Here is a 25,034-nt window from a genome sequence, read left to right on the forward strand (position 1 = left end):
CTCGTCGGGATCATTCCTGTAGTCTTCCTAGGTAATGATCACTCCGCCCATGTTGTCGTATGCCGCGCGCGGATTGCGCTGGGCATTGTCCGCAGTGCATACCTCGATGCCGTCGAAGCGGTTTTTTACAACGTCGAGAGTGCCAAGGCCAAAATAGTCGGTACGCGGCCCTATCCACTGTGGTATGCCCAGATTGGCATCCACAAGCTGGATGTAAATGTCGGCGCCCGTGGCCGCGGTTTGCTCGCTTTCCCAAACCACGGCAAACTCGGTCACTCGGCTGGGCCTGGCGATGGAGGGCTTTAATTGATCGAGCACCGCCATGGAGAGGGAGCGATCTTTGTCCTGCGTTTGCGCAACAGTGGTTTGCGGGGGCTGGGCCGCCATCAGGAGGAAGACGGCACAGAGAATCGAGCCGACGAGCCGTATCCGACGGCATGCGGGACAATCAAACGAATCGACGAATCGACGAATCGACGAATCGACGAATCGACGAATCGACGAATGTCACCGTTGATTGTCCGGGGATTAGGTGTTTCATTCCTGCCTCGTAATAAAAGTACGACAACTGTGAGTGTATGTCAAAACCGCTTGCGCGGTCCGAATCACCGCAGTGTGTTTTCAGGCAACAGAAACGGGGGTTTCGTCATCGTGAGACTTCGGAAAATCCAGGCACAAAATTCTGTTGTCGCTCCTCTGTCCGTCACGCGACTCTGAAGACAAAGCGCATTATCTCCGTGCCGCCCACGACACTTTTGCCTCCAACGCCGGACAGGCACGGCCCGTCGTGGGGAGCATGTCGCCTTTTCGCCATCGAAGTCCGCTTCGCGACCGTTTACTCCACGCGGCGAACGTTGATGACTTTCTATCCTATAAATAGAACCAATCGGTCCCCTTGCTGAAAATATCTTAAAAAAAAACAGGTCACTTTTTCGCCCCCATCGAAAATGGGCCGGGATGGGCGGTTTGTTGATTTTTTAAGCAAGTTGGGATGAAAAAAAAGCGCGCCTGCCCCCCGAAGCCATTGCACAGAATTAGCACATATCGATGATCAGTGTGGCTTAGGAGGGGGAGGGCGGGCGTCTCGAACGATAAAGCTCGGGGTTGTCGAGAAGCACTCGCTACGCGCTACGCTCCTCTGGCAGCGGATATAGTTTGCTATGCGGACGTTCGGAGCGTGCGAACGTGCTCTCCGCTCTCCGCTGCCTTACCGTGTACTCCGGGTGTTACGGCTTTCCCACTCGCGGAACACCTCCGCAAGAATGACGCGATAGGCAGGATGGTAATTGGCGGCGTACTCGCGACTGTGGTGAATGACGTCCAATCCACTCGGACTGAGGGTTTCGTCGAAGTTTTCCATCTCGGTGGATGTCCAGGGGAATTGTCCCTGCGATGCGAGTGCGCGGGCTCTGTCCCATTGCGCGAGAAACGCCACCGTATCGGGCCGGAGACGCTCCATCGTCCGTTGCATAAGGCCGATGATGGTCTCTGTGGTAATTCCCATTCGCACCGCCGGACGCAGGTTGAGCCGCAGCATGTTGCCCGAAGGGCCGCAGGGCTCTGTGAGACGGGTTTCTTCGAATTCCGGGAGATGCGCAATTTCGCTCTCCAGCCGATTCCGTGCAAAATCCCAGTTCGTGATGATATGTCCCGGACCGAACGCGTCCTGATACAGGGATTTGTACAGATCCTGAGCCTGGCTGAACGGATAGTCCTGCCTGAATGATTTCGCGAAGCTCCTCAAGGGATCAGCTTCCTGCTCCCTCGCATCGGAACAGGCAAGGAGGGGGAGTATGAGCATGAGAAGGATGAGGGTTGATATCGTGTTCATGGCAGAGTGCATTTCCTGTGAAGATAATATAGCAGGGGATGAGAAGACCACCGCACGCTATTCTCCGCCGGCGTTGCGGAAACATCGTGTTGCGGCACAGTACCTGCCTGTTGTCCGGCGGCGTGGAACCGCCGGTTTACCTTGCTTTTATGCGCGAAAACGTGGTAATATAGAATCTGACTCTTTTTGTCAATCAAATATGGAATCAGCGACTCATGAAGCGTATCATGTCAGCGAAACCTGAAACATGCACCCGTATCGCCGCAATGGCCCTGCTGGGAATGCTCCTGTTCACGCCGGCGCTGCATGCGCAGCAGGGAAAGGCGCCGAAGGGTTCTTCGAAACCGACCGTCCTCGCCAAAATCGGGAAGTACGACCTTTCTCTCGAGGAATTTGAACGTCAGTACATCCGCAACAACGGCGGTGAAGCCGCGGCGGCCCGATCCACGAACGCAGAGCGGCAGGAGTTTCTTGAACTGCTCATCAAGTACCGGCTGAAAGTACACGAAGCACGCGCGAAAGGCTACGACAAGGATGCGGAAATCGTGAAAGAGCTTCAGGAGTATCGCAACAGTCTCGCTCTTCCGTATTTCACCGAACGGGCGCTGATAGATCCGAAAATCCGCGAACTGCATGAGTTGCAGAAAGAAGAGATCCGCGCTGCCCACGTCCTCGTACGTGTCGTGAATGATTCCGAGGGCAACCCCGACACCACCGCTGCACTGAACAAAGCTCTCGATATTCTGCGCCAGGCGCGCGAAGGCGTGCCCTTCGACACGCTGGCAGCACGGCATTCGGATGATCGCGGTACCTCCGAGAAGGGCGGCGACCTGTTGTACTTCACGGCCGGCATGACGCTGCCGGCATTCGACAGAGCCGTGTATTCTCTGACCAAACCGGGCGAACTGTATCCCACTCCCGTGCGGACCATGTTCGGCTACCACGTCGTCAAGCTGATCGAACGCCGTCCCTCCCGCGGGGAGCTGCAGGTCAGTCATATCCTCGTGCGTACCAATCCGGACGAGCCCGGCGACACCACCACCGCGCTGCAGAAGCTCAATACCATTATCGACAGCATCAAACAGGGACACAGCTTCGCTGAACTCGCCACGCGCAATTCCGAGGATCCCGGTTCCGCCGCGAAAGGCGGTGATCTGGGCTGGGTCACGAGACGCAAGTTCGTACCCGAATTCGAACTCGTGGCCTTCGATCTGAAGGAGGGCGAACTCAGCCGTCCGGTGCGTACGCAATTCGGCTGGCATGTCATTACCATTACCGGCGAGCGTCCCCCGAAGTCTTTCGAAGACGCGAAGCAGGAGCTCAAAGAGCTGTACCGCCGCTACAGCTATGAAGAAGACAACAAGGCCTTCCTCCAGCAGATCTACGACGGTTACGGCATTACACTGAAAGATGACGTGCTGACGCAGTTGAAGTCGTCTGTGGACAGCACCGCCACGACCTCCGCGCCCGGCTGGTACAACAACATTGACGAGAAACTCAGGAAAGCGAAAGTCGCCACGTTCAAAGGCGGCGGTCTGACGATTGACGAGGCGATCCGTATCATCGAAAAGAATCAGGATTTGCAATCCAAGCCCCTGAATACACGTTCCCTTCGTGAAGTCATGGAACTCGCGGCGCAGAAGGAAGTGCTGCGTATCGAAACCGAGAACCTGGAGACGCGCTATCCTGAATTCGGCAGTCTCATGCAGGAATACCAGGAAGGCGTATTGCTCTTCAAAGCGGAACAGGATGCCGTGTGGAATCAGGTGAAAGTGGAAGAGGAACGCCTGAAAGCGTTTTGGGAACAGCACCGTAGCGAATACACCTGGCCGGATCGCGTGCGCTTCAGCGAAATCTTCGTCACCAGTGACAGTGTGTCCAAAGTGTTGCGCGACAGTCTCGACAAGGGCGTCCCCTTCGAGGAACTGGCCGAACGCCATACGCAGCGTGCCGGCTACAACAGCAAGCAAGGCGACTGGGGCTTGCAGCCCGTGGACGCCAACGAGCTGACCCGCCGTGTGCAGGGTATGCAGGACGGTTGGGTGGAAGGTCCGCACAAATTCCAGTACGGCTATTCCATCGTGAAGAAGACGGGCAAGGACCAGGCCCGCGAGAAAACGTTCGAAGAGGCGCAGTCGGAAGTTTCCAGCAAATTCCAGGAATTCGAAAGCAAGCGTCTCGAGAGCGAGTGGATCGAAGGACTTCGCAAAAAATACGGCGTCACCGTCAACAACGCCGTGCTTGAAAAAGCCTTCGGCACGCTGACACAGGGGCGTTCGTAACAGAACGTCCCACTGCCGTGTCCTTGATGCATTCCGTCACACAACACAGGGAACGCATGTCGTTCAGTAAATGCATTTTCGTTCTTGTATTTGTTTCCATCGTCTTCTCCGGCTGTTCGTCCGTACCGCGCGACGTGCTTGCCACCATCGATGGTACGCCGCTGTCGGTATCCGACTATGAGGAGATGTTCCTTCGTACCCGACTGAACCGTCCGCATAACGACGAGGAGAAACGGGAATTCCTCACCACTCTGACGGATTTTCGCGTGAAAGTGGCCGAGGCCGAGCGCCTCGGTCTGCAGAACGATCCGGACTTCATCCAGGAGGTCAAGGAATACCGCGATAATCTCGCGTTATCCTTTTTGTACGAACAGCGTCTCGCCGAGCCCGCGTTGCGCACACTGTACGACCGTCGTCTCGAGGAAATAAAGATTCAGCAGCTCGTCGTCAAATGGGCACCGGGCGAAGGCCCCGATGCCGACACGAGCATGACTTGGGAAAAAGCGCGGGTTGTCGAGAGCATCATCAAGGCCAGCGGACTTCCGTTCGATTCGCTGGTCACACTGTACAGCGACGACGGCGGTAAGGCGCGGACACGCGGCGTCATCGGTTGGATTATCGCCGGAACGACTTTCCCCTGGCTGGATGATATGATCTACGACCTCCAGCCCGGCCAGGTCACACCGCACCCTTTGCGCACCGTGTTCGGCTATCACTTCTTCAAAGTACTGGACCGGAAGCCCGCGCGGCAGCGTCTTCGTCCCGCACAGATTCTCTACCGCCTCGACCTCGAGCAGCGCAACGACACCACCGCCGGCGTCGCATTTCTCGGCGCGCTGCGGGATTCCATTCAGCAGGGGCTTGCGACCTTCGAGGAACTCGCCATGCGGCATTCGCAGGATACCGTGTCGGGTCCCATCGGCGGTGATCTCGGCTGGATGACGCGCGGTACCAATATCGAGGCCAATTTCGAGGACGCTCTTTTGAACCTGCAGGTGGGTGAAGTATCGCGCGTTGTGCGCACGCCCTTTGGTCTCCATCTGATAAAAATGCTCGCCGAAGAAGCACCCGAACCTCTGGAAAAACAGAAGGACCATTTGCGACGCATCTACCGCAACGAGCGCTTCGCCACAGATTTCCTGCATTTCACGACGCAGCTCCGGCGACAGTACAACTACGCCATCAACGCGAATGTGGTCGAACGCCTGCTTGGGAGGATAGACTCGTCGCACAGCACATCCACGCCAGGCTGGGACAAGGCACTCACCCGTGAGGACCGCGCCGCGTATCTGCTCCGCACCGATATCGGTCCCGTAACGGTGGACGAAGCAGTGGCTTTCATCAAAAGTGAGCCCACCGTACAGATGCGCCGTTTCACAGCGGCAGTGCTCGACACCGTCGCGCTGATGCTGGCGGATCGCCGTCTCGCGCTGCATGAGTCGAGAGATTTCGAGAACAGCATCCCCGAGTTCCGCCGCTTGCTTCAGGAGTATCGGTCCACCGCGCTCATCACGCGGCTTGAAGAGCGGGAGGTCTGGAATGCCATACAGCCGGGCGAGGAGGAAATGCAGGCGTGGTGGCGCGAACGGAAGTCCGAGTTTACGCTGCCTCCGCGTGTGAAGATCGCGGAGATATTCACCCACACCGAGAAAATGTCCATGATTTTCAGGGACAGTCTCTACGCCGGCTACGACTTCGGTTATCTTGCCTCGCGCTATACGCAGCGACCCGGGTATTTCCGCAATAATGGCGAGTGGGATTTCATGGATTACAATCAGAATGAACTTGCGCGCACCGCGGCCGGCATGGCTGTCGGGCAGATCGCCGGTCCCATTCCCTTCGAAGGCGGTTTTTCTCTCATCAAGGTGCTCGACAAGCATGATGCGCGTGAGCAGACGTGGGAGGAGGCCCGGTCCTCCGTGATCGGTATGTACAAGAGCGAACGGGCCGCCGCGCGTCGGGCCGAATGGGTGCGTGAACTTCGGGCCCGGCATCAGGTTGTGGAGTATCCCGGCAATCTGGACGCGGCCTTTCCGCCGGTGAAAATGGAGAACTGATTTTCGCCTTGTTCCGTGACGCAACGCTTCCGTATTCTATAGTTATTTGGAAAAAATTCATGCGCTACATCCTTGCTCTTTCGTTTCTCTTCCTCGCCTCCGTTGTGCAGGCGCAGGAGACGCGCGTGCTGGATCGCATCGTTGCAGTGATCGGAGACGAAATCATCACCGAATCCGAACTACAGCTGCAGTTGCTGCAGCGGGGCATATCACCCGCCGGCGACAAGAAGGATGAGGAGCGGCGTATGCAGCTGCTGCAGGCAATGATGAATGACAAGCTCATTCTCGCGCAGGCGGTGCTTGACAGCGTGAACATCCCGCAGGAGGAGGTCACGCGTCGCCTGGAGGAACAGTTGCGCCGTCTCATCCAGCAGTTCGGCTCCGAAAGCAGACTCGAGCAGGTGGCGGGCATGAGCCTCGCCCAGATGAAGCGCGAGTTCCGCGAGGATATTCGGAAGCGCTTGATGATTGAATCCATTCAGCAGCAGAAATTCGGTGTCACGGAAATCACGCATCGCGAGGTGCTGGATTTTTTCGCGGTGTATGCCGACACGCTGCCGCCCGTTCCGGAGCAGGTGGAGTTGCGGCAAATCGCCCTGTTCCCCAAAGTCACCGAGCAGTTTCGCGAAGCCGCACGCGCGAAAGCGCTTGCGCTGCTGGATTCTCTCCGTGCGGGCGCGCTGTTCGAGGATCTGGCGCGGCGCTACAGCGACGATGCCGGAAGCGCCCGCAACGGCGGCAATCTCGGGCTCGCACGGCGCGGGGTGTTCGTGAAGGAATTCGAAGAAGCGGCGTTCGCTCTCGAACCCGATCAACTCTCCTCTGTGGTAGAAACCCAATTCGGCTTTCACATCATCAAGCTGCTCGAAAAGAAGGGCGAGGCCATTCGTCCCAGCCATATCCTGATCAAGGTGGAGAAAACCGGAGAGAGCGATCAGTATGTGATAGATTCACTGAAGGCGCTGCGGCAGCGCATTCTTGACGGCGCGTCGTTCGAGGAAATGGCCCGTCGTTACTCCGAAGACGAGGAGACGCGCAAGCGCGGCGGCAATCTCGGGATTATCGATGTGGCCGAATTGACGGACGAGATGAAGGCCGTGCAGCAGAATCTTTCGGCAGGCAGCATCTCGGAACCGGTGAAAATCACCCTCGACAAGGATTACGCCTACGCCATCATTGAGCTGGTGCAGCGCATACCGCAGCATGCCGCCACGCTGGAACGCGATTATCAGCGTATCGCGAATTATGCCAAGATCATCAAGCAGAACCGGCAGTATGCCGAGTGGATCGAGAAGATCAAGGATAACGTGTACTGGAAAATCAATATGTGAGTGATGGATCGTCCGCTTCGACGCAAGGCCGCGTCGGCGCCGGCGTGACGGATCTTTGTATTCTCATGAACGGGTCGCCACGTGTACAGCACTCTTCGCGGAAGGCGGTTGGCGGACCGACGTACGAAACGTATTTGTGTAGCGCGGAGCAAAGTGAGTACTCTGAACATCGCATTTGAAGAACATGACCTGCCGAACGGCCTGCACGTCATACTGCACCGTGACGCCACATTGCCCATTGTCGCCGTCAACCTCTGGTATCATGTCGGATCGAAGAACGAACACGAGGGCGAGACCGGTTTCGCGCATCTGTTCGAGCACATGATGTTTCAGGGCTCGGAGAACGTGCCGGCCAACATGCATTTTCATCACGTGCAAAGCGCAGGCGGCACACTCAACGCCTCCACGTCCTTCGATCGGACCAACTACTACAACACACTCCCGGCGCATCAGCTCGAGCTGGGGCTGTGGCTGGAGGCGGATCGCATGCGCAGCCTCGCCGTGAACGAGGAAAACCTCGAAACACAGCGCAACGTCGTGATCGAAGAGCGGCGGTCGCGCTACGACAATCAGCCCTACGGCACGATGATGATGGAGCTGTTCGCCCGTGCGTACAAGATGCAGGCCTACCGCTGGCCGACCATCGGGTCCATTACCGACATACGGGCCGCCACGCTGGAGCAGGTGCGGGCGTTTCATTCTATGTATTACCGTCCGGGTAACGCGTCGCTGTGCATTGCCGGCGACATTGATATGGACGCGGCCCTGGGCCTGGTGGAGAAATATTTCGGCGACATCGAGGATCATGACGGGGCGATATACCGTCCGTTCATGCACGAACCGCCGCAGACCACACAGGTGCGCGACTACGTGTACGACAGCATACCCCTGCCGGGATTGCTGGTCGGCATGCACATTCCGGATATGAATTCAAAGGACTTCCTTCCCCTCGATATCCTGTCCAATATTCTCACGTCCGGGGAAAGCTCGCGCATGTACCGCAGTTTCGTGCACGAAGCGCGTATCGCGCAGTCCGTTGTCTCCTATGCGTACGATCTGGAACTGCCCGGCTTGTTCCTGTTCCGCATCATCGCACAGCAGGGAAAAACCTCCGAGATGCTGGAAACCATGCTCTGGCGCGAACTCGACGACGTACGCAGAAACGGTGTGACCGAGCGTGAACTCGAGAAAGCGCGCAACCGCATCGAGGCCGGCTATGTGCATTCCGCCGTGTCGCTGCAATCACGCGCCGACATGCTCAACAGCTTCCGCGTACTTTCGCGGGACGCAGGGCTCATCAACACGCATTTGGACAGCATCCGGGCCGTGACGCGCGAGGACATACAGCGCGTTGCCGCTTGCTATCTGACGGAGCTGAACGCGACTTGTCTGCATTATCTCCCCTATCCGAAGCAATCCCCGGAGGCGGCACAATGACACCATTGCATCCCGCATTCGACAGAAGCCGTCCTCCGTTGTGCGGTACGCCGAAGGATGTTCTGTTCCCGGACTATTTCGAGCATGCGCTCAGCAACGGTCTGCGCGTTTTGGTGTACGAGCAGCCGGGATTTCCTCTCGCGACCATGCAGCTCGTAGCCCGTGGCGGCGCCTCGCGCGACGGTGATGTACCCGGTCTGGCGGCAATCACGTCCGAACTGCTGATCAAAGGGACGAGGCGACGCAGCTCGCATGATATCGCCGAAGAGATCGAATCGCGCGGCGGCTCGATATGGAGCGGTGCGGGCTGGGACAGCTGCGTCGTCGGCATTGGTATCCTGAGTCGTCATATCCCGCATGCCTTCGATGTGCTTGCGGATACAGTGCGCAATCCGGCGTTCGCCGAGGAGGAGATCGAACGCCTGAAAGAGCAGCGACTCGCGGATATTCTGCAGGACAAATCCAATCCGACCGTGCTCGCCTGGCATCGCTTCTGCGGTGCGGTGTACGGCGAACACCCGTACGGACGTCCGCAGGACGGTACCGAGGCCTCTCTGGCCGTGATTGATATCGAGCGGCTCCGCGCCTCCCATGCGGAACGTTTTTCTCCGTCACAGTGCTTCCTGCTCGTTGTCGGTGATGCGTCGCCCGCGCAAATTGTCGCTCTCGCGGAAGAGCATTTTGGTGACTGGAGCGTCCCTACAGCGGAAGACGCGGGATCCATGCCCATACCGCCGCTTTCCGGCCGTCAGGTGCATGTGGTAGACCGTCCCACCGCGGTGCAAAGTTCCATCGTGGTCGGTCATCCGGGAATCGCGCGCAACAGCGAGGACTACATCCCGGTGTCGCTCATGAACACCTTGTTCGGCGGGTATTTCGGTTCGCGACTGAATCTCAATCTCCGCGAGGCACGCGGTTATACCTACGGAGCGCATTCCCGCTTCGATGCGCGGATGCAGCAGGGCCCCTTTGCCGCTGGTGCGGAGGTGCGCATGGAAGTGACCGACCTCGCCATCGAGGAAGTGCTCACGGAAATGCGCCGCATGCGTGAGGAAGTCATACCGGAGGACGAGCTTGCAAAGGTACAAAGCTACCTCACCGGCAGCTTCCCGCTTCAGATCGAAACGCCTTCGCAGGTAGCGCAGCGCATCGTGACCATCGAACTCTATGGACTGAGCAAGACGTACTACAACCATTTCAACAGTACCGTCCTGTCACTGCGGCCCGAAGACATTCAGCGGGTTGCCGTACAGTACCTCAATCCCGACGATGCCGTCATCGTCGCGGCGGGTCGGGGCAAGCAGCTTCGCAACACACTGGAACGCTTCGGGCGTGTTCAGGTGTTCGATGCGGACGGACAGGTCATTCCCAACATATCACCGATAGCGCAGGACGTATGACAGCAGACATGAAATATCGTGATGACGTGCAGGCGGTTGCCGCACTCAACGAAAGTTACCTGAATCTTACTCGTGAGATCGGGAAAATCATCATCGGTCAGCACGAGATCGTCGAGCAACTCATCACGGCATTGCTTGCGCAGGGGCATTGCATGCTCGTCGGTGTTCCGGGGTTGGCGAAGACCTTGCTCATAAAAACGCTGGCCGAGGTCGTGGATCTGAAATACAGCCGTATCCAGTTCACACCCGACCTTATGCCGAGCGACATCACCGGCACGGAAATCATCGAAGACGATCACACGACGGGCAGCAAGGCTTTTCGTTTCGTGAAGGGGCCCATATTCGCCAACATCGTACTTGCCGACGAGATCAACCGCACGCCGCCTAAAACCCAGGCCGCATTGCTGGAAGCCATGCAGGAGCACGCCGTCACAGCGGCGGGAACGAAGTACGTCCTCTCCGAACCCTTTTTCGTACTCGCGACGCAGAATCCCATCGAACAGGAAGGAACCTATCCGCTGCCCGAGGCGCAGTTGGACCGTTTCATGTTCAACCTTTGGCTGGAATACCCTTCGCGCGAAGAGGAAGAGCAAATCGTAAAAAGCACGACCAGCCCGCTCGCGGCGAAGCTGAACAAGGTCATGTCAGCGGAGGACATTATCTACTTTCAAGAGCTCGTACGCCGTGTGCCCGTGGCCGATCACGTGATTTCCTATGCTGTCGGCCTGGCCAGACGGACGCGTCCCGCGCAGGACGGCGCGCCGCAGTTCATCAAGGACTGGGTGCGCTGGGGCGCCGGTCCGCGCGCGTCGCAGTATCTCATTCTCGGCGCCAAGACCCGCGCCATTCTCAGCGGTCGTGCCATGCCCGATGTGGACGACGTCAAGGCGGTGGCGCGTGCCGTACTGCGTCATCGCATCGTCGCCAATTTCAATGCCGAGGCCGATGGTGTGAGTACGGTGCAGATCGTGGATCGCCTGCTGCAGGAAAACTGAACAGGAGTCTGTCATGAAGCCGCAGATCGCGCTGATGGCGCTGGTCCTTCTGTTTCTCATCGCCGCTCCGGCGAGCGATGCACAACACCGATACTGGGTGACCTTTTCCGACAGAGGGAGCGATGCCGCCGAACGGCTTCGCGCATATCGGATGGATTACTCCGCTGAACGTTTGTCTAAACGCACCGATCGGGCACATCCACCGACCCTGGACGCCCGACAGCTAAGCATCGAAGACCTCCCGCCTGCGCCGGCGTATGTGCAGGCACTGACGGATGCCGGTGCCCGAGTGCATGCGCGTTCGCGCTGGCTCAACGCCGTCAGCATCACCGCCGATGCCGCCGTACTCGAACGCTTGAAACAGCTGCCCTTCGTCGCGGCGATCGAAGCGGTGCGACGCTACAAAACACCCGGGATCACACCCGCACCTTTTGCGCGGGTACAAGACTCGCCCCGTCCGGTGAAGCCGCCATACGGTCTCGACTACGGCACGTCGCTGCAGCAGGTGGAACTGCTCCGTGTACCCGAGGTGCATGACATCTGGATTGACGGAACGGACATCATCGTGGGTATGCTGGACAACGGGTATCGCTGGCGCGTGCACGAGGCCTTTGCCTCAACCGACGTGTTCGGCGAATACGATGTGATCAATGATGATTCGCTCACCGAGAATTCCGCCACCGATCCGTCCGGGCAGGACGGTCACGGCACGGTGACTTTCTCCACGCTGGGCGGCTTCAAAGAAGGCCAGCTTATCGGCCCCGCGTTCAACGCGGCATTTTTACTGGCCAAAACCGAGGTGATGGGTTCCGAGACGCAAATCGAGGAAGATTACTGGGTGGAGGGCCTCGAATGGCTCGAGATGCGCGGGGCAAGCGTGGTCAGCGCCTCACTCGGCTATTTGGACTGGGACGACGGGACCGGCTATTCCTGGGAACGTGGTGATCTGGATGGCAAGACCGCTGTAACGACGCGTGCCGCCGCCGCAGCAGCGCGACGCGGGCTTGTGCTCGTCACGGCCATGGGCAACGAAGGTCCTGCACCGGGCAGTATCATCGCGCCCGCTGACGCGGACAGCATCATCGCTGTGGGCGCGGTGAGCTACACGAAAGCTGTGGCTGGTTTCAGTTCATCCGGTCCGACCAGCGATCAGCGCGTCAAGCCGGATATCGTCGCACCCGGAGTCAGCGTGTTCTGCGCGAACCGCAATGGCGTCGCGACCTACGAACGCGCGAACGGCACCTCCCTCGCGACACCGCTCGCGGCGGGCGTCGCGGCGCTGATTCGTTCCGCCCGTCCCGAACTCACGCCGGTGCAGCTTCGCAACGCTCTGCGCAGCACGGCCGACAACGCCGCGACACCCGACAACAGGCGCGGCTGGGGTCTCATTGACGCATGGAAGGCATTGCTGCACCACGGCATGGTCATCAGCACCAATCCGAAGATTTTCTGGAGCGGCGTGCAGAGCGTGGTGATGGTCTGGGTGATTTCTCCGAGCGACCTCAGCGGCGATGTACAACTGCATTACACGTCGGGGACGCAGAGCGGCACCATAACGATGACGCTCGCGGAAGAGCATGCCGGACTGGGACGCGGCTCCGGCCGCTATGTAGCCGAATTGCCGCCGCTCCCGATGAATGCGGAAGTGCGCTTTCACGTGGCCGCTTCGGATACGCGTGAGTCGCGCACCTCGCCCTATGGCGCTCCCGCCCGTCAACATCGCTTCACCACGGGTGAACAGCGTACGCTGGGCGCGGGTCATCTGCTCCCGAAATCCTATCAACTCTATCAGAGCTTCCCCAATCCCTTCGAGGCGGCCACATCATCGTCCGTCACCATTCGCTATGATGTACCGTCGCCCGGTGCCCGAATCCGTCTCACGCTCTACGACGCGCTGGGCCGCCGCGTCCGCACCCTGGTGGATGCCGACAGAGGCGCCGGACAGCACAGCGCGCGGGTAGACGCCACCGGTCTCGCGAACGGTATCTACTATTACGGCTTATCGGCGGGCGACACGCAGCTCTTCCGTCGCATGCTGATTTTACGGTGAGCGGGGGAGAATGAACTCGATTCCGGCAATGGCGTCATTTTCTCTCTCTCTCGCCGAGAGCGTCGCGCTTCTCCTCCTGCTTATCGCGGTGGCGACAGCGTTCAGCGTGTGGACCTATCGCAGTACCGTGCCGGAAATCAGTGCCCGTCGCCGGGCGGTGCTGGTGACGCTGCGCTCGCTCGCCCTTGCGCTGCTGCTCTTCCTGCTGTTCGAGCCGGTGCTCAATCTCAAGGGCAGCGATGTGCTTCCGCCCCGGCTCGCCGTGTTGCTGGACGATTCGCGCAGTCTGCTCGTGGAGGATGCCGGGCAAGCACGCTCCGCGCAGATGCGCGACTTTGTTTCTTCGTCGGTGTATGACAAGCTCGAAGGAGACGGCGAACGCGCCGAGTATCTTTTCTCCGGCAAGCTGTTTCCCATGAAGGATGTCACGGCGGATTCGCTGCGCTTCAATGGCGCCGAAACGGACATCAGCGCGGCTTTAGAGGCGGCATGGAAGGATAATGCGCGTAAAAATCTCGCCGGGGTTGTTCTCGTAACCGACGGTGTTTTCACCACGGGAAAAAATCCGCTCTACGCGGCGCAGTCGCTCGGTGTGCCGGTGCATGTGGTGGCGGTGGGGGATTCGGCCGAGAAAAAGGACCTCATCCTCGGCCGCGTGCTCACCAATACCATCGCCTATGTGGAGAGTTCCATTCCGGTGGATGTGTCGTTGCGCAGCGCCGGCTTCGAAGGCGGCAGTGCGCGCGTGAGCATGCTCGAAGGGAATCGCTCCCTCGGCTCGGTGCAGGTGGCGCTCAGGCCCGGAACGCACGAGTACCCTGTGAGCTTCAGCTATACGCCGTCCGGTGAAGGAGTGAAGAAGCTCACGTTCCGGGTGGACCCTCTTCCCGGCGAACTGACGAACAAGAACAACTCCCGCACCACGTTCATCAAAGTGCTCAAATCGCGTATGAAGGTGGTGCTGCTGGCGTCGGCGCCGAGTCCCGATGTGTCGCTGGTGCAGCGCGAATTGCGCAAGGACAACAATATCGAGACCGCGCTGTTCGTGCAAAAGGCCTCCGGCGCGTGGTATGACAAACGTCCGACGCAGGAGGATCTGAACACTGCGGACTGCATCATTCTCATCGGTCTGCCGTCCGGCGGCGAAGATGCCGCGGTGCTGCGTCAGGCGGCCGATGCGGCGGAGAAAAAAGGCGTGCCGCTTATGCACATTCCGTCGCGTACCACCGATTTCGCCGTGCTGCGCCAGGTGCTCGAGACGCTGCTGCCCTACGATATCGTGCAGCCCCGGAAAGACGAGGCGGAAGTTTTTTTCGAACCGTCCCAGGCCGCGCAGAACAATCCGGTTATGACCACCGGTATCCCGGGCGAAGTGTGGGGCAAACTGCCTCCGCTGTTCAAGACCGAAACGAGCTTCAAAGCGAGAGCCGGCGCGCAGGTGCTGGGAACGCTGAGTCTCAACAACATCTCCTTCAACGAACCGCTGCTGCTGCAGAGGCGCCTCAACCGCGGCAAGGTGTTGGCCTGGACCGCCTATGGATTGTGGCGCTGGCAATTGTCCCACGACGTCCTGGGAGGACGCGTCCCTGAGATGTTGTTCTCCAACAGCATTCGCTGGTTGACCACGCGCGACGACGACAAGCGCGTGCGCATTCGGCCCGCGAAGGAGTTTTTCGACAGCGGGGAAGAAATCGAATTCATGGCCCAGGTGTACAACGAGAGCTATGAGCCCGTGGATAACGCCGTCGTGAATGTATCCGTGCGCAGGGAAGGCGAAGAACGCGAGCTTGTCCTGACCGGTCTCGGCTCCGGGCGCTATGCGGGCACGCTGGACCTGGGCAGGGAAGGGGATTACGAGTACGCGGGAACGGCGTTGCTGGATGGAAAGGAACTCGGCAAGGACAACGGACGCTTCAGCGTGGGAGAGCTCAACATCGAGTTTCAGGATACGCGCATGAATAACGCCCTGCTCCGGCAGATTGCCGCAAGCACGGGTGGACGGTATGTTACCATCAGTGATGCGTCGGGGCTGCCCGCCGCAATTCAGAAGCATGAACTGTACGCCGCCACGGAGCAAACCGTCGTCAGCGATATACAGCTCTGGAATCTTATCTGGCTGCTTTCCGCCGCCGTGCTGCTCTTCGCAATCGAGTGGTATCTGCGCAAGCAATCGGGGTTGATCTAGGGAATTTCGGATTGCGGCAGACAACCAACGCTGCGGTGCACATGCGGTGTTCGGGGAATGGTGAAAAGGTGAAAAGGTGAGAAGGTGAAAGGGTGAAAGGGTGAAAGGGTGAAAGGGTGAAAAGGTGAAAAGGTGAAAAGGTGAAAAGGTGAAAGGGTGAAAAGGTGAAGGTAGGATTCGTGAAAAGGTGGGAGTGCCAATCGAAGAGCATATTACCTTTTTTCCTTTTTTCCTTTTTTCCTTTTCACGAATCTCACCTTTTCACGATCGCCGTCACTCCCACGACGGCGGTTTTTTTTCCAGAAATGAACGTATGCCTTTCGCGAAGTCCGCGGTGGAACGGCTCAGGGCATTGAACTCCGCGCCGTAACGCATAGCATCCCCGAGATCGCGCGGCGCGATATCGAGCAGCAGTTGCCGCGTCATGGACACCGCCTGCGGCGAGGTCTGCGTCGCTATCTCTTTGGCGATGCTATAGACGGTTTCGTCGAGCCTCTCCGGCGGAACGACGTGATTGACCATGCCCCATGCCTGTGCCTCCTTGGCGCTCAGCAGGTTGCCGCGAATGAGCAGTTCGCGCGCCCGCCCGATGCCGACGCGTTCGGTCAGCAGGCGCCCGACGATGGCGGGAACGAAACCGATACGGACTTCCGGAAAGCCCAGCCGCGCAGCTTCCGCCGCGACGACGATATCGCAGGCCAGCGCCAGACCGCAGCCGCCGGCGATGGCATGCCCGTTGAGACGCGCGATTACGGGAAGGGGATGCGTCCGCAGCGCGAGCATCATGTCCATAAGACGCAGAGAGTCCGTGTGATTCTCGGCGACCGAGTTCCGGCTGATGTCTTCGAGGTACGCGAGATCCGCTCCGGCACAGAAGGCCTCGCCGGCGCCGGTAAGCACGAGCGCGCGGAGCTGCGTATCGCTGCCCGCACTCCGCAGGGCCTCGTGTAATTCGTATACCAAACCGGCGTGCAGAGAATTGCGTTTTTCGGGGCGATGGAGGGTGATGGTGCGTATGGGACCGTCGTCCAGTATTCGTAGGAATTCGGGCATGGTAGAGCCTGTCTGCGGATGAATGGTCTGTGCACTAGTAAAATACGGCGGGGGAGTAAACGGAGGAAACCGGGCATCATCCAGCGCAACTTTACCATGCCTCACAGCCGGGCGGCACGCGATGGAAGGATTTCGACATATGCGCACACAGAATGGATGCAGAGTCGTACCTCCGGTGATGCACCCCCGCATTGTGCGGATTGCCGCCGGTGTTGTATGTTGCAGCCGTATGCACATGGGTTATGGTATGACGGAACAGGAAAACGCACTTCTCGAACGAATTCGCACCGCTGCTGCGCTTGCGGTATATTTCTCCACCCCTCACTGTACCGTCTGCGGTGTTCTGCGTCCCAAAGTGGAAGCGGAAATCGCAAAACGCGCGGCTGTAGATTTTCTGTACATCGACAGCGAGGCCTACCCCGCCGTCGCCGCGCAGCACATGGTGTTTGCCGCACCGACCGTGCTGGTGCTGATAGAAGGGAAGGAGTACCGCCGCTTCAGCCGGAATTTTTCGATGGAGGATTTCGCCTTCGCGCTCGATCGCGCGGATCTGTTGTAACTTTCGTCCCTTTCGTGTGTTATTCAGGGAGAAGCCGCGTTTCTGACTTTCATTTCAGAGCAGCTTTCAGTATCCTTTGTATTCGAGACCTTTTACAGCGAGGAGTTCGCAGCGATGATTTCACGATTTGTCACAGGTATTGTCCTCATTCTGACCATTTCATTCGTGGCGGGCGCACAGCAGCAGACGCAGGTCGCCACGCGTTTTGCGCCGAACAAGGCCTATTCCATGAGCATCGCGGTACATGTCAGTGGCACCGATGGATACAAAGAGATAGTCCCATCCGCCAGCACGCAGCGGGTGGAGATCCTGACCGGCCCTCCGGACGACGGTGCCTTTCCCGTGGAAATGACGATATACTCGCCGGTGCAGCAGCATGGCGGAAGCACGGAAGAACGCGTGCAGTGGAAGTTTACATTTACGGATGAAGACGGAAGCATCGAGAACGTCAGTATCGCTTCGTCCTCGGAGTCCATGGAGCAAAGTCTCGCGCGTTCCATCCTGCATCGCTATCTCGGCGACATGCTGTTTTCGCCGGTGTACAAACTCGAAACCGGCCGCAACACCGGGACGCCCGTGGTGGAGCGTGCGGTGCGCCGCGACGGTGCCGGAGAATTGTATGATGTGACCTACGTCATGAACCTTCCCGTGCTCAAGGAAGCCGGTGCCCCCATGGCGCAGCATGCCGGCGGCTATGGCGTGTACGACGCGCAGCTCGGCTTTTTCACCGAACTGGTGAAGCAGGAGATGAGCAAAATCTATCAGTACGAAGACGCTACCGGAGAGGAGCATCACATCGTCATGAACAGGGAAACCAAAATCCTCACCAGCATACGCGATGTGACGCAATAGGGCGCCATCGATCCCCCTCAACAGGGCATGAAATGCAAAAGGCCGGCGGAGCGTATCCGCCGGCCTTTCTTCTGCTTGCGAAATCCGCTACGCCTTGGCGCGCATGGAATCCCAGTAAATGTATCCGGCGATCAGGGCGAACATGGCGAGCGAGAGCAGTTCTGCTCCGCTGGTTTCGACCCAGGTCCATCCGAATTCGTGATAGTTGATGCCGAAGAACTTGAGCGCCGCGCTGACCACGCCCATGATGGCGCCGCCCGCGATAAGACCGGAAGCGATAAGCGTCCCGCGCTCGCGGCGGGCGTTGTTCACCGCTTCGTCCTTGGAGCGTGTGGACACGAAATGCGCGATGATGCCGCCGGCCAGCACCGGGGTGTTCAGCTCCAGCGGCAGATACATACCCAGGGCGAAAGCCAGGGGCGGAATCTTGATGCTTTCGAGCGTCAGAGCAAAGAGGGCGCCGGCGATGTACAGCACCCAGGGAGCGGGTTGATTGGACATCAGCGGCTTGATCACCGCCGCCATGGCGTTGGCCTGCGGGGCGGGCAGCGCGGTGGCGCCGGTAAAGCCATAGGTGGCGTTGAGCAGAATGATGACACCGCCCACGCTCGCTGCCGCGAGTATGGTGCCCAGGAATTTCCAGCGCTGCTGATGCACCGGGGAGTTCCCGAGCCAGTAGCCGATTTTCAGGTCGGTGATGAATCCACCGGCCATGGACAGGGCGGTGCACACCACGCCGCCGATGATCAGGGCGGATACCATGCCAGTCGGACCCGTCAGACCTACCTGAACAAGGATGAAGGAAGAAATGATCAGCGTCATCAGCGTCATGCCCGAAACGGGATTGGAGCCCACGATGGCGATGGCGCGCGCGGCAACGGTGGTGAAAAGGAAGGCGATGACGGCCACGATCAGTAATCCGGTCAGCGCCTGTCCGAAATTACCGGTGACGCCCTGCCAGAAGAACACGAAAATGCTGAGCAGCACGACCACGATCAGCGAAACAACCGTACTCATCGGGATGTCCTTGTCCGTGCGCTGCTGTCCTTCGAGTTCGGATGCGTGTTTTTTGGTGAACAGCTCCGCCGCGGCCAGTTTAAACGCACCGCCGATAATCTTGCTTGATTTGACGATGCCGATAATGCCGGCCATGGCTATGCCGCCGATGCCGATATGGCGCACATAGTACCAGTAGATGGTACCCGCATCCATGTCGCGTATCAGCGTACTGACGCCCGTACCGATGGGTTCGGTGAGACCTTGACCGATGTAGCCGATGAGCGGGACGAGAAGGAACCAGGAGAGGAAGGATCCGGCGGCGATGATCGCTGCGTATTTCAGGCCGATGATATAGCCGAGGCCGGTCACCGCCGCGAGGATGTTCATACGGAATTCGATGCGGTACACATTCGCCAGCCAGTCAAGTCCGGGGATGACTTTGGACGAAAACGCCTCCTTCCACAGTCCGAAGGTGGTGACCATGAAGTCGTACAGTCCTCCGACGGCGGAAGCCACGAGCAGGGTTTTCGCCTGATTGCCGCCGCTTTCGCCCGCGACCAGCACCTCGGTGGTGGCTGTCGCTTCGGGGAAGGGAAGCTGCCCGTGCATGTCCTTGACGAAGTAGCGGCGGAAGGGAATCAGATACAGAATCCCGAGAAAACCGCCGAACATCGAGGCGAGGAAGACATGCCAGAAATTCGTCGGCAGCTCGAGAATGTACAGCGCGGGAATGGTGAAAATCGCGCCGGCCACCACTACGCCGCTTGCGGCGCCGATGGACTGAATAATGACATTTTCCGACAGCGCGTTCTTGCGCTTCGTTGCCGCCGAGATACCGACGGCGATGATGGCGATGGGAATCGCGGCTTCGAACACCTGGCCGATTTTCAGGCCCAGATATGCCGCCGCCGCGGAGAACAGTACGGAAAAGAACAAACCCCAACCGACCGAGTACGCGGTGATCTCGCGCGGACTCTGCGATGCAGGCACGGTGGGAATGTACTCCTCGCCGGGTTTCAGTACTGTGTACGCGTTCTTGGGTAGACTGCGCGAGGTGGGTTCCATAAACTCTCCTGTGCAGGTGACGATGTGGATCGGCTCAACGGGGAGCAGGCTCCGATATATCGAAAAAAGCTAGCGAAAGCTCCGGTGAAATCAAAGCATGCTCTCATGCGGCAGGCGGGAACATCTCACCCGCCTCACCCGCGCATGGATGCGTACACGGATGACACGGATGAGAACGGATTCTCACAGATGGCTTTCATGGATCTCGATCCGAGGACATGCGAGTTGTGCCCCGAAGCTTCTCTCCGCGCATATCCGTCACCATCCGCGCCAATCCGCGCACTGATTTCGCACACTGACTTCGTCCACTTATTCCGCACGCCTGTTCCGCAAACCGGCTTCCGGATACCGGCTCCGTGTACCGATGCGGCGGACTCACCCGTGTTTGCACGATCCAGGGATTTTTCCTAATTTGAGTGACTTGAGGCGACCGGAAATGAATATGCGGACGAAATACATACCCATCCGACTTTCCGGCAGAGCGGAAGGCACCGAAGAGCTCAGCTTTTCCGTCGAACCGTCGGAGATCCAGCTTCCGAAAGAATTTTCCGCGCCTCTTACGGTACTGGTGCATCTCGACGTGTCGCACGACCAGATCGTGCTGCGTGTCGACGTCCGCGGCGAAGCGGTGTATCCCTGCGACCGCTGCCTCGATCCTGTGCCGCTTCCCGTTGAGACGCGATTCTATCTCGTGTACACCAGCGGCGGCGCGGACGACATCGCGATCGATGCGGACGATGTGCGCATGATAGACCATAACGACCCCGTCGCTGATCTGGCGGATGACGTACGCGACGCCGCGATGCTCTGCATCCCAATGCGGAAAATCTGCGGAGAAGACGAGCACGGCAATGCCCTGTGCAGAACCACGATACCCGATCATCTCAACGCGGATGCGCAGGAGAAATCCGATCCCCGCTGGGACGCGCTGAAATCGCTGAAATTGTAATCAATAGATCATCGTTCACCGGAGAAACTCATGCCCAATCCAACCCACCGCCACTCGAAATCGCGTACCGCCAAACGCCGCACGCATTACAAGGCGGATGCCCCGACCACGACCAAATGCGCGAACTGCGGCGAGACCAAGCTTCCGCATCGCGTGTGCCCCAGCTGCGGCTACTATAACGGACGCTCCATCGTCACTCCCAAAGCGTGATCCGGCGCGATGCGCGGACCGTATGAGCGGCTAGTGTCGTGATTACCATCGCTGTTGACGCTATGGGCGGCGACTTCGCCCCTCGCAATGTGGTCGAGGGTGCGCTGTCCTGTGTCGCCAGTGGCGACTGTGATTTTTCCATACTGCTGGTGGGACGCGAAGAAGCCATGCGTCCCTTCCTTCCGGCCACTCTCCCGCCGCAGATCAGCATTCTGCACACCGATGAAGTGGTGGAAATGGACGACTCCATCTCCACAGCGCTCAAAGGAAAAAAATCTTCGTCCATGTACGTCTCTTTGCTGAAGCAGAGCGAAGGCGAAGTGCAAGGATTCATCAGTGCCGGCAATACGGCGGCTGTGATGGCGCTTTCCACCATGATACTCGGACGGCTCCCCGGCGTGGAGCGACCCTGCATCGGTACCTTTCTGCCCGGTACGGGCGGACCCGTGCTGCTCATAGACGCAGGCGCGAATGTGGACAGCAAGCCCACGCATTTACAGCAGTTCGGCATCATGGGCAGCATTTTTACGCGTCTCATGATGCGCAAGGAGAATCCGAAGGTCGGTCTGCTGAATGTGGGCGAGGAGGAAGGGAAGGGGAGCGACGCCTGCATCGCCGCCTGGCCCCTGCTGAACGCATCCCCTATCCATTTCATCGGAAATGTCGAAGGCCGGGACATTCTCCGCGGCACCGCCGACGTGGTGGTGTGTGATGGTTTTACCGGCAATATCATTCTGAAATTCGCTGAATCCTTTCCCTCGGTGCTCAAGCACAAATTCCTTGAATACGCCGCGAAAAGTATTTTCCACAAACTCTGGGTGGGTTTGATCGCCGGGACGTTCAAAGGAATGCTCCGGGACTGGGATTATCAGCAATACGGCGGCGTTCCCCTGCTCGGGGTCAACGGCGTCAGCATTATCGGTCACGGGAGTTCGTCCCCCACGGCGATACGCAATATGATATTGCGCGCAAAAGAAATGGTGGACCACCGCGTGAACGATACCATCAAGGAGGCGATGGCCTCGATCCATCCTCAATCGTGATCAAGAGAACACCATTCCTATGAAAACTGCTGTCATCACCGCTGTCGGTCACTACGCTCCCGACAAAGTCGTACCCAATAGTCATTTCGAATCCTACCTCGAGACCTCGGACGAATGGATCACCACGCGCACGGGCATTCGTGAGCGCCGCTGGCTGGAAGAGGGAGCCACTTCGGATCTCGCCGCGGAAGCAGCGAAGAAGACGCTTGCGATGCGCGGTATGTCGCCCGAAGACGTGGATTGCATTATTGTCGCCACGGTAACACCCGATATGTTCTTCCCGAGCACCGCGGCTCTGGTGCAGCACAAGATCGGGGCGAAAAACGCCTGGGGTTTCGATCTCAGCGGTGCGTGTTCCGGTTTCCTGTATGCGCTCGCGACGGGTGTGCAGTTCATACAGGCCGAGCGCCACAAAGCGGTATTGATCATCGGCGCGGACAAGATGACCGCCATCACCGATTTCAGCGACCGGAATACCGCGATCCTCTTCGGCGACGGCGGCGCAGCTGTGCTGCTCGAGCCCTCCGATGATCCGCAGTACGGCGTGATTGACTGGGTCAATTACCTGGACGGATCGGGTATGGAAGCTCTGCATATGAAGGCCGGCGGGAGCGCCAAACCCTCCACGCTCGAGACGGTGCAGCGCAAGGAGCATTACATTTACCAGGATGGCAAGGCCGTGTTTAAAGTCGCCGTCGTCGGCATGGCGGATGTGTCCGTCGAAATCATGAAGCGCAACAACCTCGCCTCGGATGACGTGGCCTGGCTTGTGCCGCATCAGGCGAATCTGCGCATCATTCAATCCACGGCCGACCGCATGGGCCTGCCCATGGAACGCGTGATGGTCAACATCGACCGCTACGGCAACACCACCGCCGCCACCATCCCGAGCTGCCTGGCCGAGTACTTCGCCGACGGACGGCTGAAGAAAGGAGACAACGTGGTGCTCGCCAGCTTCGGCGCGGGCTATACCTGGGGCGGAGCGCTGCTGCGCTGGGCCATTTAAGGAGATTACAGAGATGAAAACCGCATTTCTCTTCCCGGGACAGGCCTCGCAGTATGTGGGCATGGGCAAGGATCTCGTCGAACAGCACGCGCGTGCGAAGGAGCTCTTCGAACGCGCCAACGACATCATGGGTGTGGACCTCATGCGCATCTGCTTCGAGGGTCCCGCCGAGGAACTGACGCAGACGCGCTACACGCAGCCCGCGATTTTTGTGCACAGCGTCGCCATCGCCGAACTCACCGGCATCACACCCGATGCCGCCGCGGGCCACTCGCTCGGCGAGTACAGCGCGTTGGTGGCCGCCGGTGCCCTGAGTTTCGAGGACGGATTGCGACTCGTGAAAAAACGGGGCGAACTCATGCAGGAAGCCGGCACGCGTTCGCCCGGCACCATGGCCGCCGTCATCGGTGCGGAAACCGTACTGATCGCCGAAGTATGCACCGAGGCCTCGGAAGCGGGTATCGTGCAGGCGGCGAATTTCAATTCACCGGGCCAGGTCGTGATTTCCGGCAGCCTCGCAGGTGTGGATAAGGCCATGGAATTGCTCAAGGCCCGCGGTGTGCGCATCGTGAAAAAACTTCCGGTGAGTGGAGCCTTTCATTCACCGCTCATGCAATACGCCCAGGATGAACTGGGCGACGTCCTCGCCGCGACACCTATCAGCGAGGCACGCTTCCCCGTGTACACGAATGTCACAGCGGAGCCGGTGACCAAGCCCGAGGCCATCCGCGAGAATCTGCTGCGCCAGGTCACCAGTCCGGTTATGTGGGAGCGAAGCATGCTCAACATGCTGCGCGACGGAGTGACGGCGTGTTATGAAACAGGTCCTGGCAATGTGCTTCAGGGTCTGCTCAAGCGCATCAATGCCGAGCTGCCCTGCACCGCTGTGGGTACGCATGACGAACTGCTTCTCCTGAAATGAACATGTTTTCCGAATCGGATTCACACGCAGAGAGGATTGAATGAAACAGCTGCAGGATAAACGCGCCATCGTCACCGGCGGAGCACGCGGCATAGGGCGCTCGATTGTCCGCAAATTCGTGGAGGAAGGTGCGCATGTCGCCGTGTTCGATGTGGCCTTCCCTGAGGATTTCGAGACCTTCGCCGCGGAAATGCGTGCTCTGGGTTCCACCATCATCGCAAAATCCGTCAACATCACCGACAGCGCCGCCGTGGACGCGGCCTGCGATGAAACAGCGGCCGAACTCGGCGGCGTCGATATTCTGATCAACAACGCCGGCATCACCCGCGACAAGCTGATGCTGCGCATGGGCGATGACGACTGGGACCTGGTCATGAACGTGAATCTCAAGGGCGCCTTTCTCATGACGCGCGCGGTATTCCGTCACATGATGCGGGCGCGCAAGGGCAAAATCGTGAACATCAGCTCCGTGGTGGGTGTGATGGGCAACGCCGGTCAAGCGAATTACGCCGCCTCCAAGGCGGGTATGATCGGTCTGACGAAGTCCTCCGCAAAGGAATTTGCCGGAAGAAATATCAACGTGAACGCTATCGCGCCGGGGTATGTGGAAACAGAGATGACGCATGTCCTTTCCGAGGAACAGCGGAACGCGTTTCTCTCCGTCATTCCCCTCAAACGCGGCTGCTCTCCCGCGGAAGTGGCCGATACGGTCGTTTTCCTCGCTTCGGAAAAATCTGATTATATTACAGGTCAGGTCATCAATGTCGATGGCGGCATGATCATGTAGATGTCTATTCGCATACACGTT

General features: G+C 58.8%; 20 protein-coding genes. 16 read left to right on the top strand and 4 right to left on the bottom strand.

Translation table 11 applies throughout. The features are described 5' to 3' along the window. Positions 1–27: 27 nt before the first annotated feature. Both M5R41_16265 and M5R41_16270 read right to left on the bottom strand, forming a co-directional pair. Positions 28–387, bottom strand: coding sequence for a hypothetical protein (locus M5R41_16265; GenBank protein ID MCZ7557955.1), 360 nt, complete (start codon positions 385–387; stop codon positions 28–30). Between the two features lie 820 nt (positions 388–1,207). Further along, positions 1,208–1,831 (bottom strand): hypothetical protein, encoded by a 624-nt coding sequence (locus M5R41_16270; GenBank protein ID MCZ7557956.1) that lies wholly within the window; start codon positions 1,829–1,831, stop codon positions 1,208–1,210. 227 nt (positions 1,832–2,058) lie between these two features. Here M5R41_16270 and M5R41_16275 point away from each other — a divergent pair, with 227 nt between their 5' ends. The 8 genes from M5R41_16275 (at position 2,059) to M5R41_16310 (ending at position 15,568) form a co-directional block, all read left to right on the top strand. Next, positions 2,059–4,113, top strand: coding sequence for a peptidylprolyl isomerase (locus tag M5R41_16275; GenBank protein MCZ7557957.1), 2,055 nt, complete (start codon positions 2,059–2,061; stop codon positions 4,111–4,113). 56 nt (positions 4,114–4,169) lie between these two features. Further along, positions 4,170–6,170 (top strand): peptidylprolyl isomerase, encoded by a 2,001-nt coding sequence (locus tag M5R41_16280; GenBank protein ID MCZ7557958.1) that lies wholly within the window; start codon positions 4,170–4,172, stop codon positions 6,168–6,170. A 59-nt stretch (positions 6,171–6,229) separates the two neighbouring features. Further along, positions 6,230–7,501, top strand: coding sequence for a peptidylprolyl isomerase (locus M5R41_16285; protein ID MCZ7557959.1), 1,272 nt, complete (start codon positions 6,230–6,232; stop codon positions 7,499–7,501). Positions 7,502–7,654: 153 nt separating this feature from the next. Beyond that, positions 7,655–8,938, top strand: a complete 1,284-nt coding sequence (locus tag M5R41_16290) for an insulinase family protein (GenBank protein ID MCZ7557960.1) — start codon at positions 7,655–7,657, stop codon at positions 8,936–8,938. Further along, the gene (locus M5R41_16295) at positions 8,935–10,338 is read left to right on the top strand and encodes an insulinase family protein (protein ID MCZ7557961.1); all 1,404 of its coding nucleotides are present in this window, start codon (positions 8,935–8,937) and stop codon (positions 10,336–10,338) included. Before M5R41_16290 ends, M5R41_16295 begins: the two co-directional genes overlap by 4 nt. 8 nt (positions 10,339–10,346) lie before the next feature. Next, positions 10,347–11,333: a MoxR family ATPase gene (locus tag M5R41_16300; protein MCZ7557962.1), complete on the top strand. Its 987-nt coding sequence runs from the start codon at positions 10,347–10,349 to the stop codon at positions 11,331–11,333. A gap of 13 nt (positions 11,334–11,346) precedes the next feature. Continuing rightward, positions 11,347–13,383, top strand: coding sequence for a S8 family peptidase (locus tag M5R41_16305; GenBank protein MCZ7557963.1), 2,037 nt, complete (start codon positions 11,347–11,349; stop codon positions 13,381–13,383). Between the two features lie 28 nt (positions 13,384–13,411). After that, the gene (locus M5R41_16310; protein MCZ7557964.1) at positions 13,412–15,568 is read left to right on the top strand and encodes a VWA domain-containing protein; all 2,157 of its coding nucleotides are present in this window, start codon (positions 13,412–13,414) and stop codon (positions 15,566–15,568) included. 273 nt (positions 15,569–15,841) lie between these two features. Here M5R41_16310 and M5R41_16315 read toward each other — a convergent pair whose 3' ends face one another. Continuing rightward, positions 15,842–16,621: an enoyl-CoA hydratase-related protein gene (locus tag M5R41_16315; GenBank protein ID MCZ7557965.1), complete on the bottom strand. Its 780-nt coding sequence runs from the start codon at positions 16,619–16,621 to the stop codon at positions 15,842–15,844. Between the two features lie 247 nt (positions 16,622–16,868). On the opposite strand from M5R41_16315, the gene M5R41_16320 reads away from it, so the two are divergent. Next, a complete protein-coding gene (locus M5R41_16320; GenBank protein ID MCZ7557966.1) occupies positions 16,869–17,180 on the top strand; it encodes a thioredoxin family protein in 312 nt (103 codons plus the stop codon). A 114-nt stretch (positions 17,181–17,294) separates the two neighbouring features. Beyond that, entirely contained in the window at positions 17,295–18,032 is a 738-nt protein-coding gene (locus tag M5R41_16325; protein ID MCZ7557967.1) for a hypothetical protein, read from the top strand. A gap of 87 nt (positions 18,033–18,119) precedes the next feature. Here M5R41_16325 and M5R41_16330 read toward each other — a convergent pair whose 3' ends face one another. Next, the gene (locus M5R41_16330; GenBank protein ID MCZ7557968.1) at positions 18,120–20,096 is read right to left on the bottom strand and encodes an oligopeptide transporter, OPT family; all 1,977 of its coding nucleotides are present in this window, start codon (positions 20,094–20,096) and stop codon (positions 18,120–18,122) included. 442 nt (positions 20,097–20,538) lie between these two features. Here M5R41_16330 and M5R41_16335 point away from each other — a divergent pair, with 442 nt between their 5' ends. The 6 genes from M5R41_16335 to fabG are packed head-to-tail and all read left to right on the top strand — an operon-like array spanning position 20,539 to position 25,013. Continuing rightward, on the top strand, positions 20,539–21,045 hold the full coding sequence (locus M5R41_16335; protein ID MCZ7557969.1) for a DUF177 domain-containing protein: 507 nt from the start codon (positions 20,539–20,541) through the stop codon (positions 21,043–21,045). 30 nt (positions 21,046–21,075) lie between these two features. Continuing rightward, entirely contained in the window at positions 21,076–21,255 is a 180-nt protein-coding gene (gene rpmF, locus M5R41_16340; GenBank protein MCZ7557970.1) for a 50S ribosomal protein L32, read from the top strand. A 38-nt stretch (positions 21,256–21,293) separates the two neighbouring features. Further along, positions 21,294–22,298 (top strand): phosphate acyltransferase PlsX, encoded by a 1,005-nt coding sequence (plsX, locus tag M5R41_16345; GenBank protein ID MCZ7557971.1) that lies wholly within the window; start codon positions 21,294–21,296, stop codon positions 22,296–22,298. Positions 22,299–22,317: 19 nt separating this feature from the next. Continuing rightward, entirely contained in the window at positions 22,318–23,304 is a 987-nt protein-coding gene (locus M5R41_16350; GenBank protein ID MCZ7557972.1) for a ketoacyl-ACP synthase III, read from the top strand. A gap of 13 nt (positions 23,305–23,317) precedes the next feature. Further along, entirely contained in the window at positions 23,318–24,226 is a 909-nt protein-coding gene (fabD, locus tag M5R41_16355) for an ACP S-malonyltransferase (protein MCZ7557973.1), read from the top strand. A gap of 40 nt (positions 24,227–24,266) precedes the next feature. Further along, on the top strand, positions 24,267–25,013 hold the full coding sequence (gene fabG, locus M5R41_16360) for a 3-oxoacyl-[acyl-carrier-protein] reductase (GenBank protein MCZ7557974.1): 747 nt from the start codon (positions 24,267–24,269) through the stop codon (positions 25,011–25,013). Positions 25,014–25,034: the final 21 nt, after the last annotated feature.

It is taken from the genome of Bacteroidia bacterium (genome assembly GCA_027493955.1).
Taxonomy (GTDB): domain Bacteria; phylum Bacteroidota; class Ignavibacteria; order SZUA-365; family SZUA-365; genus JAOSJT01.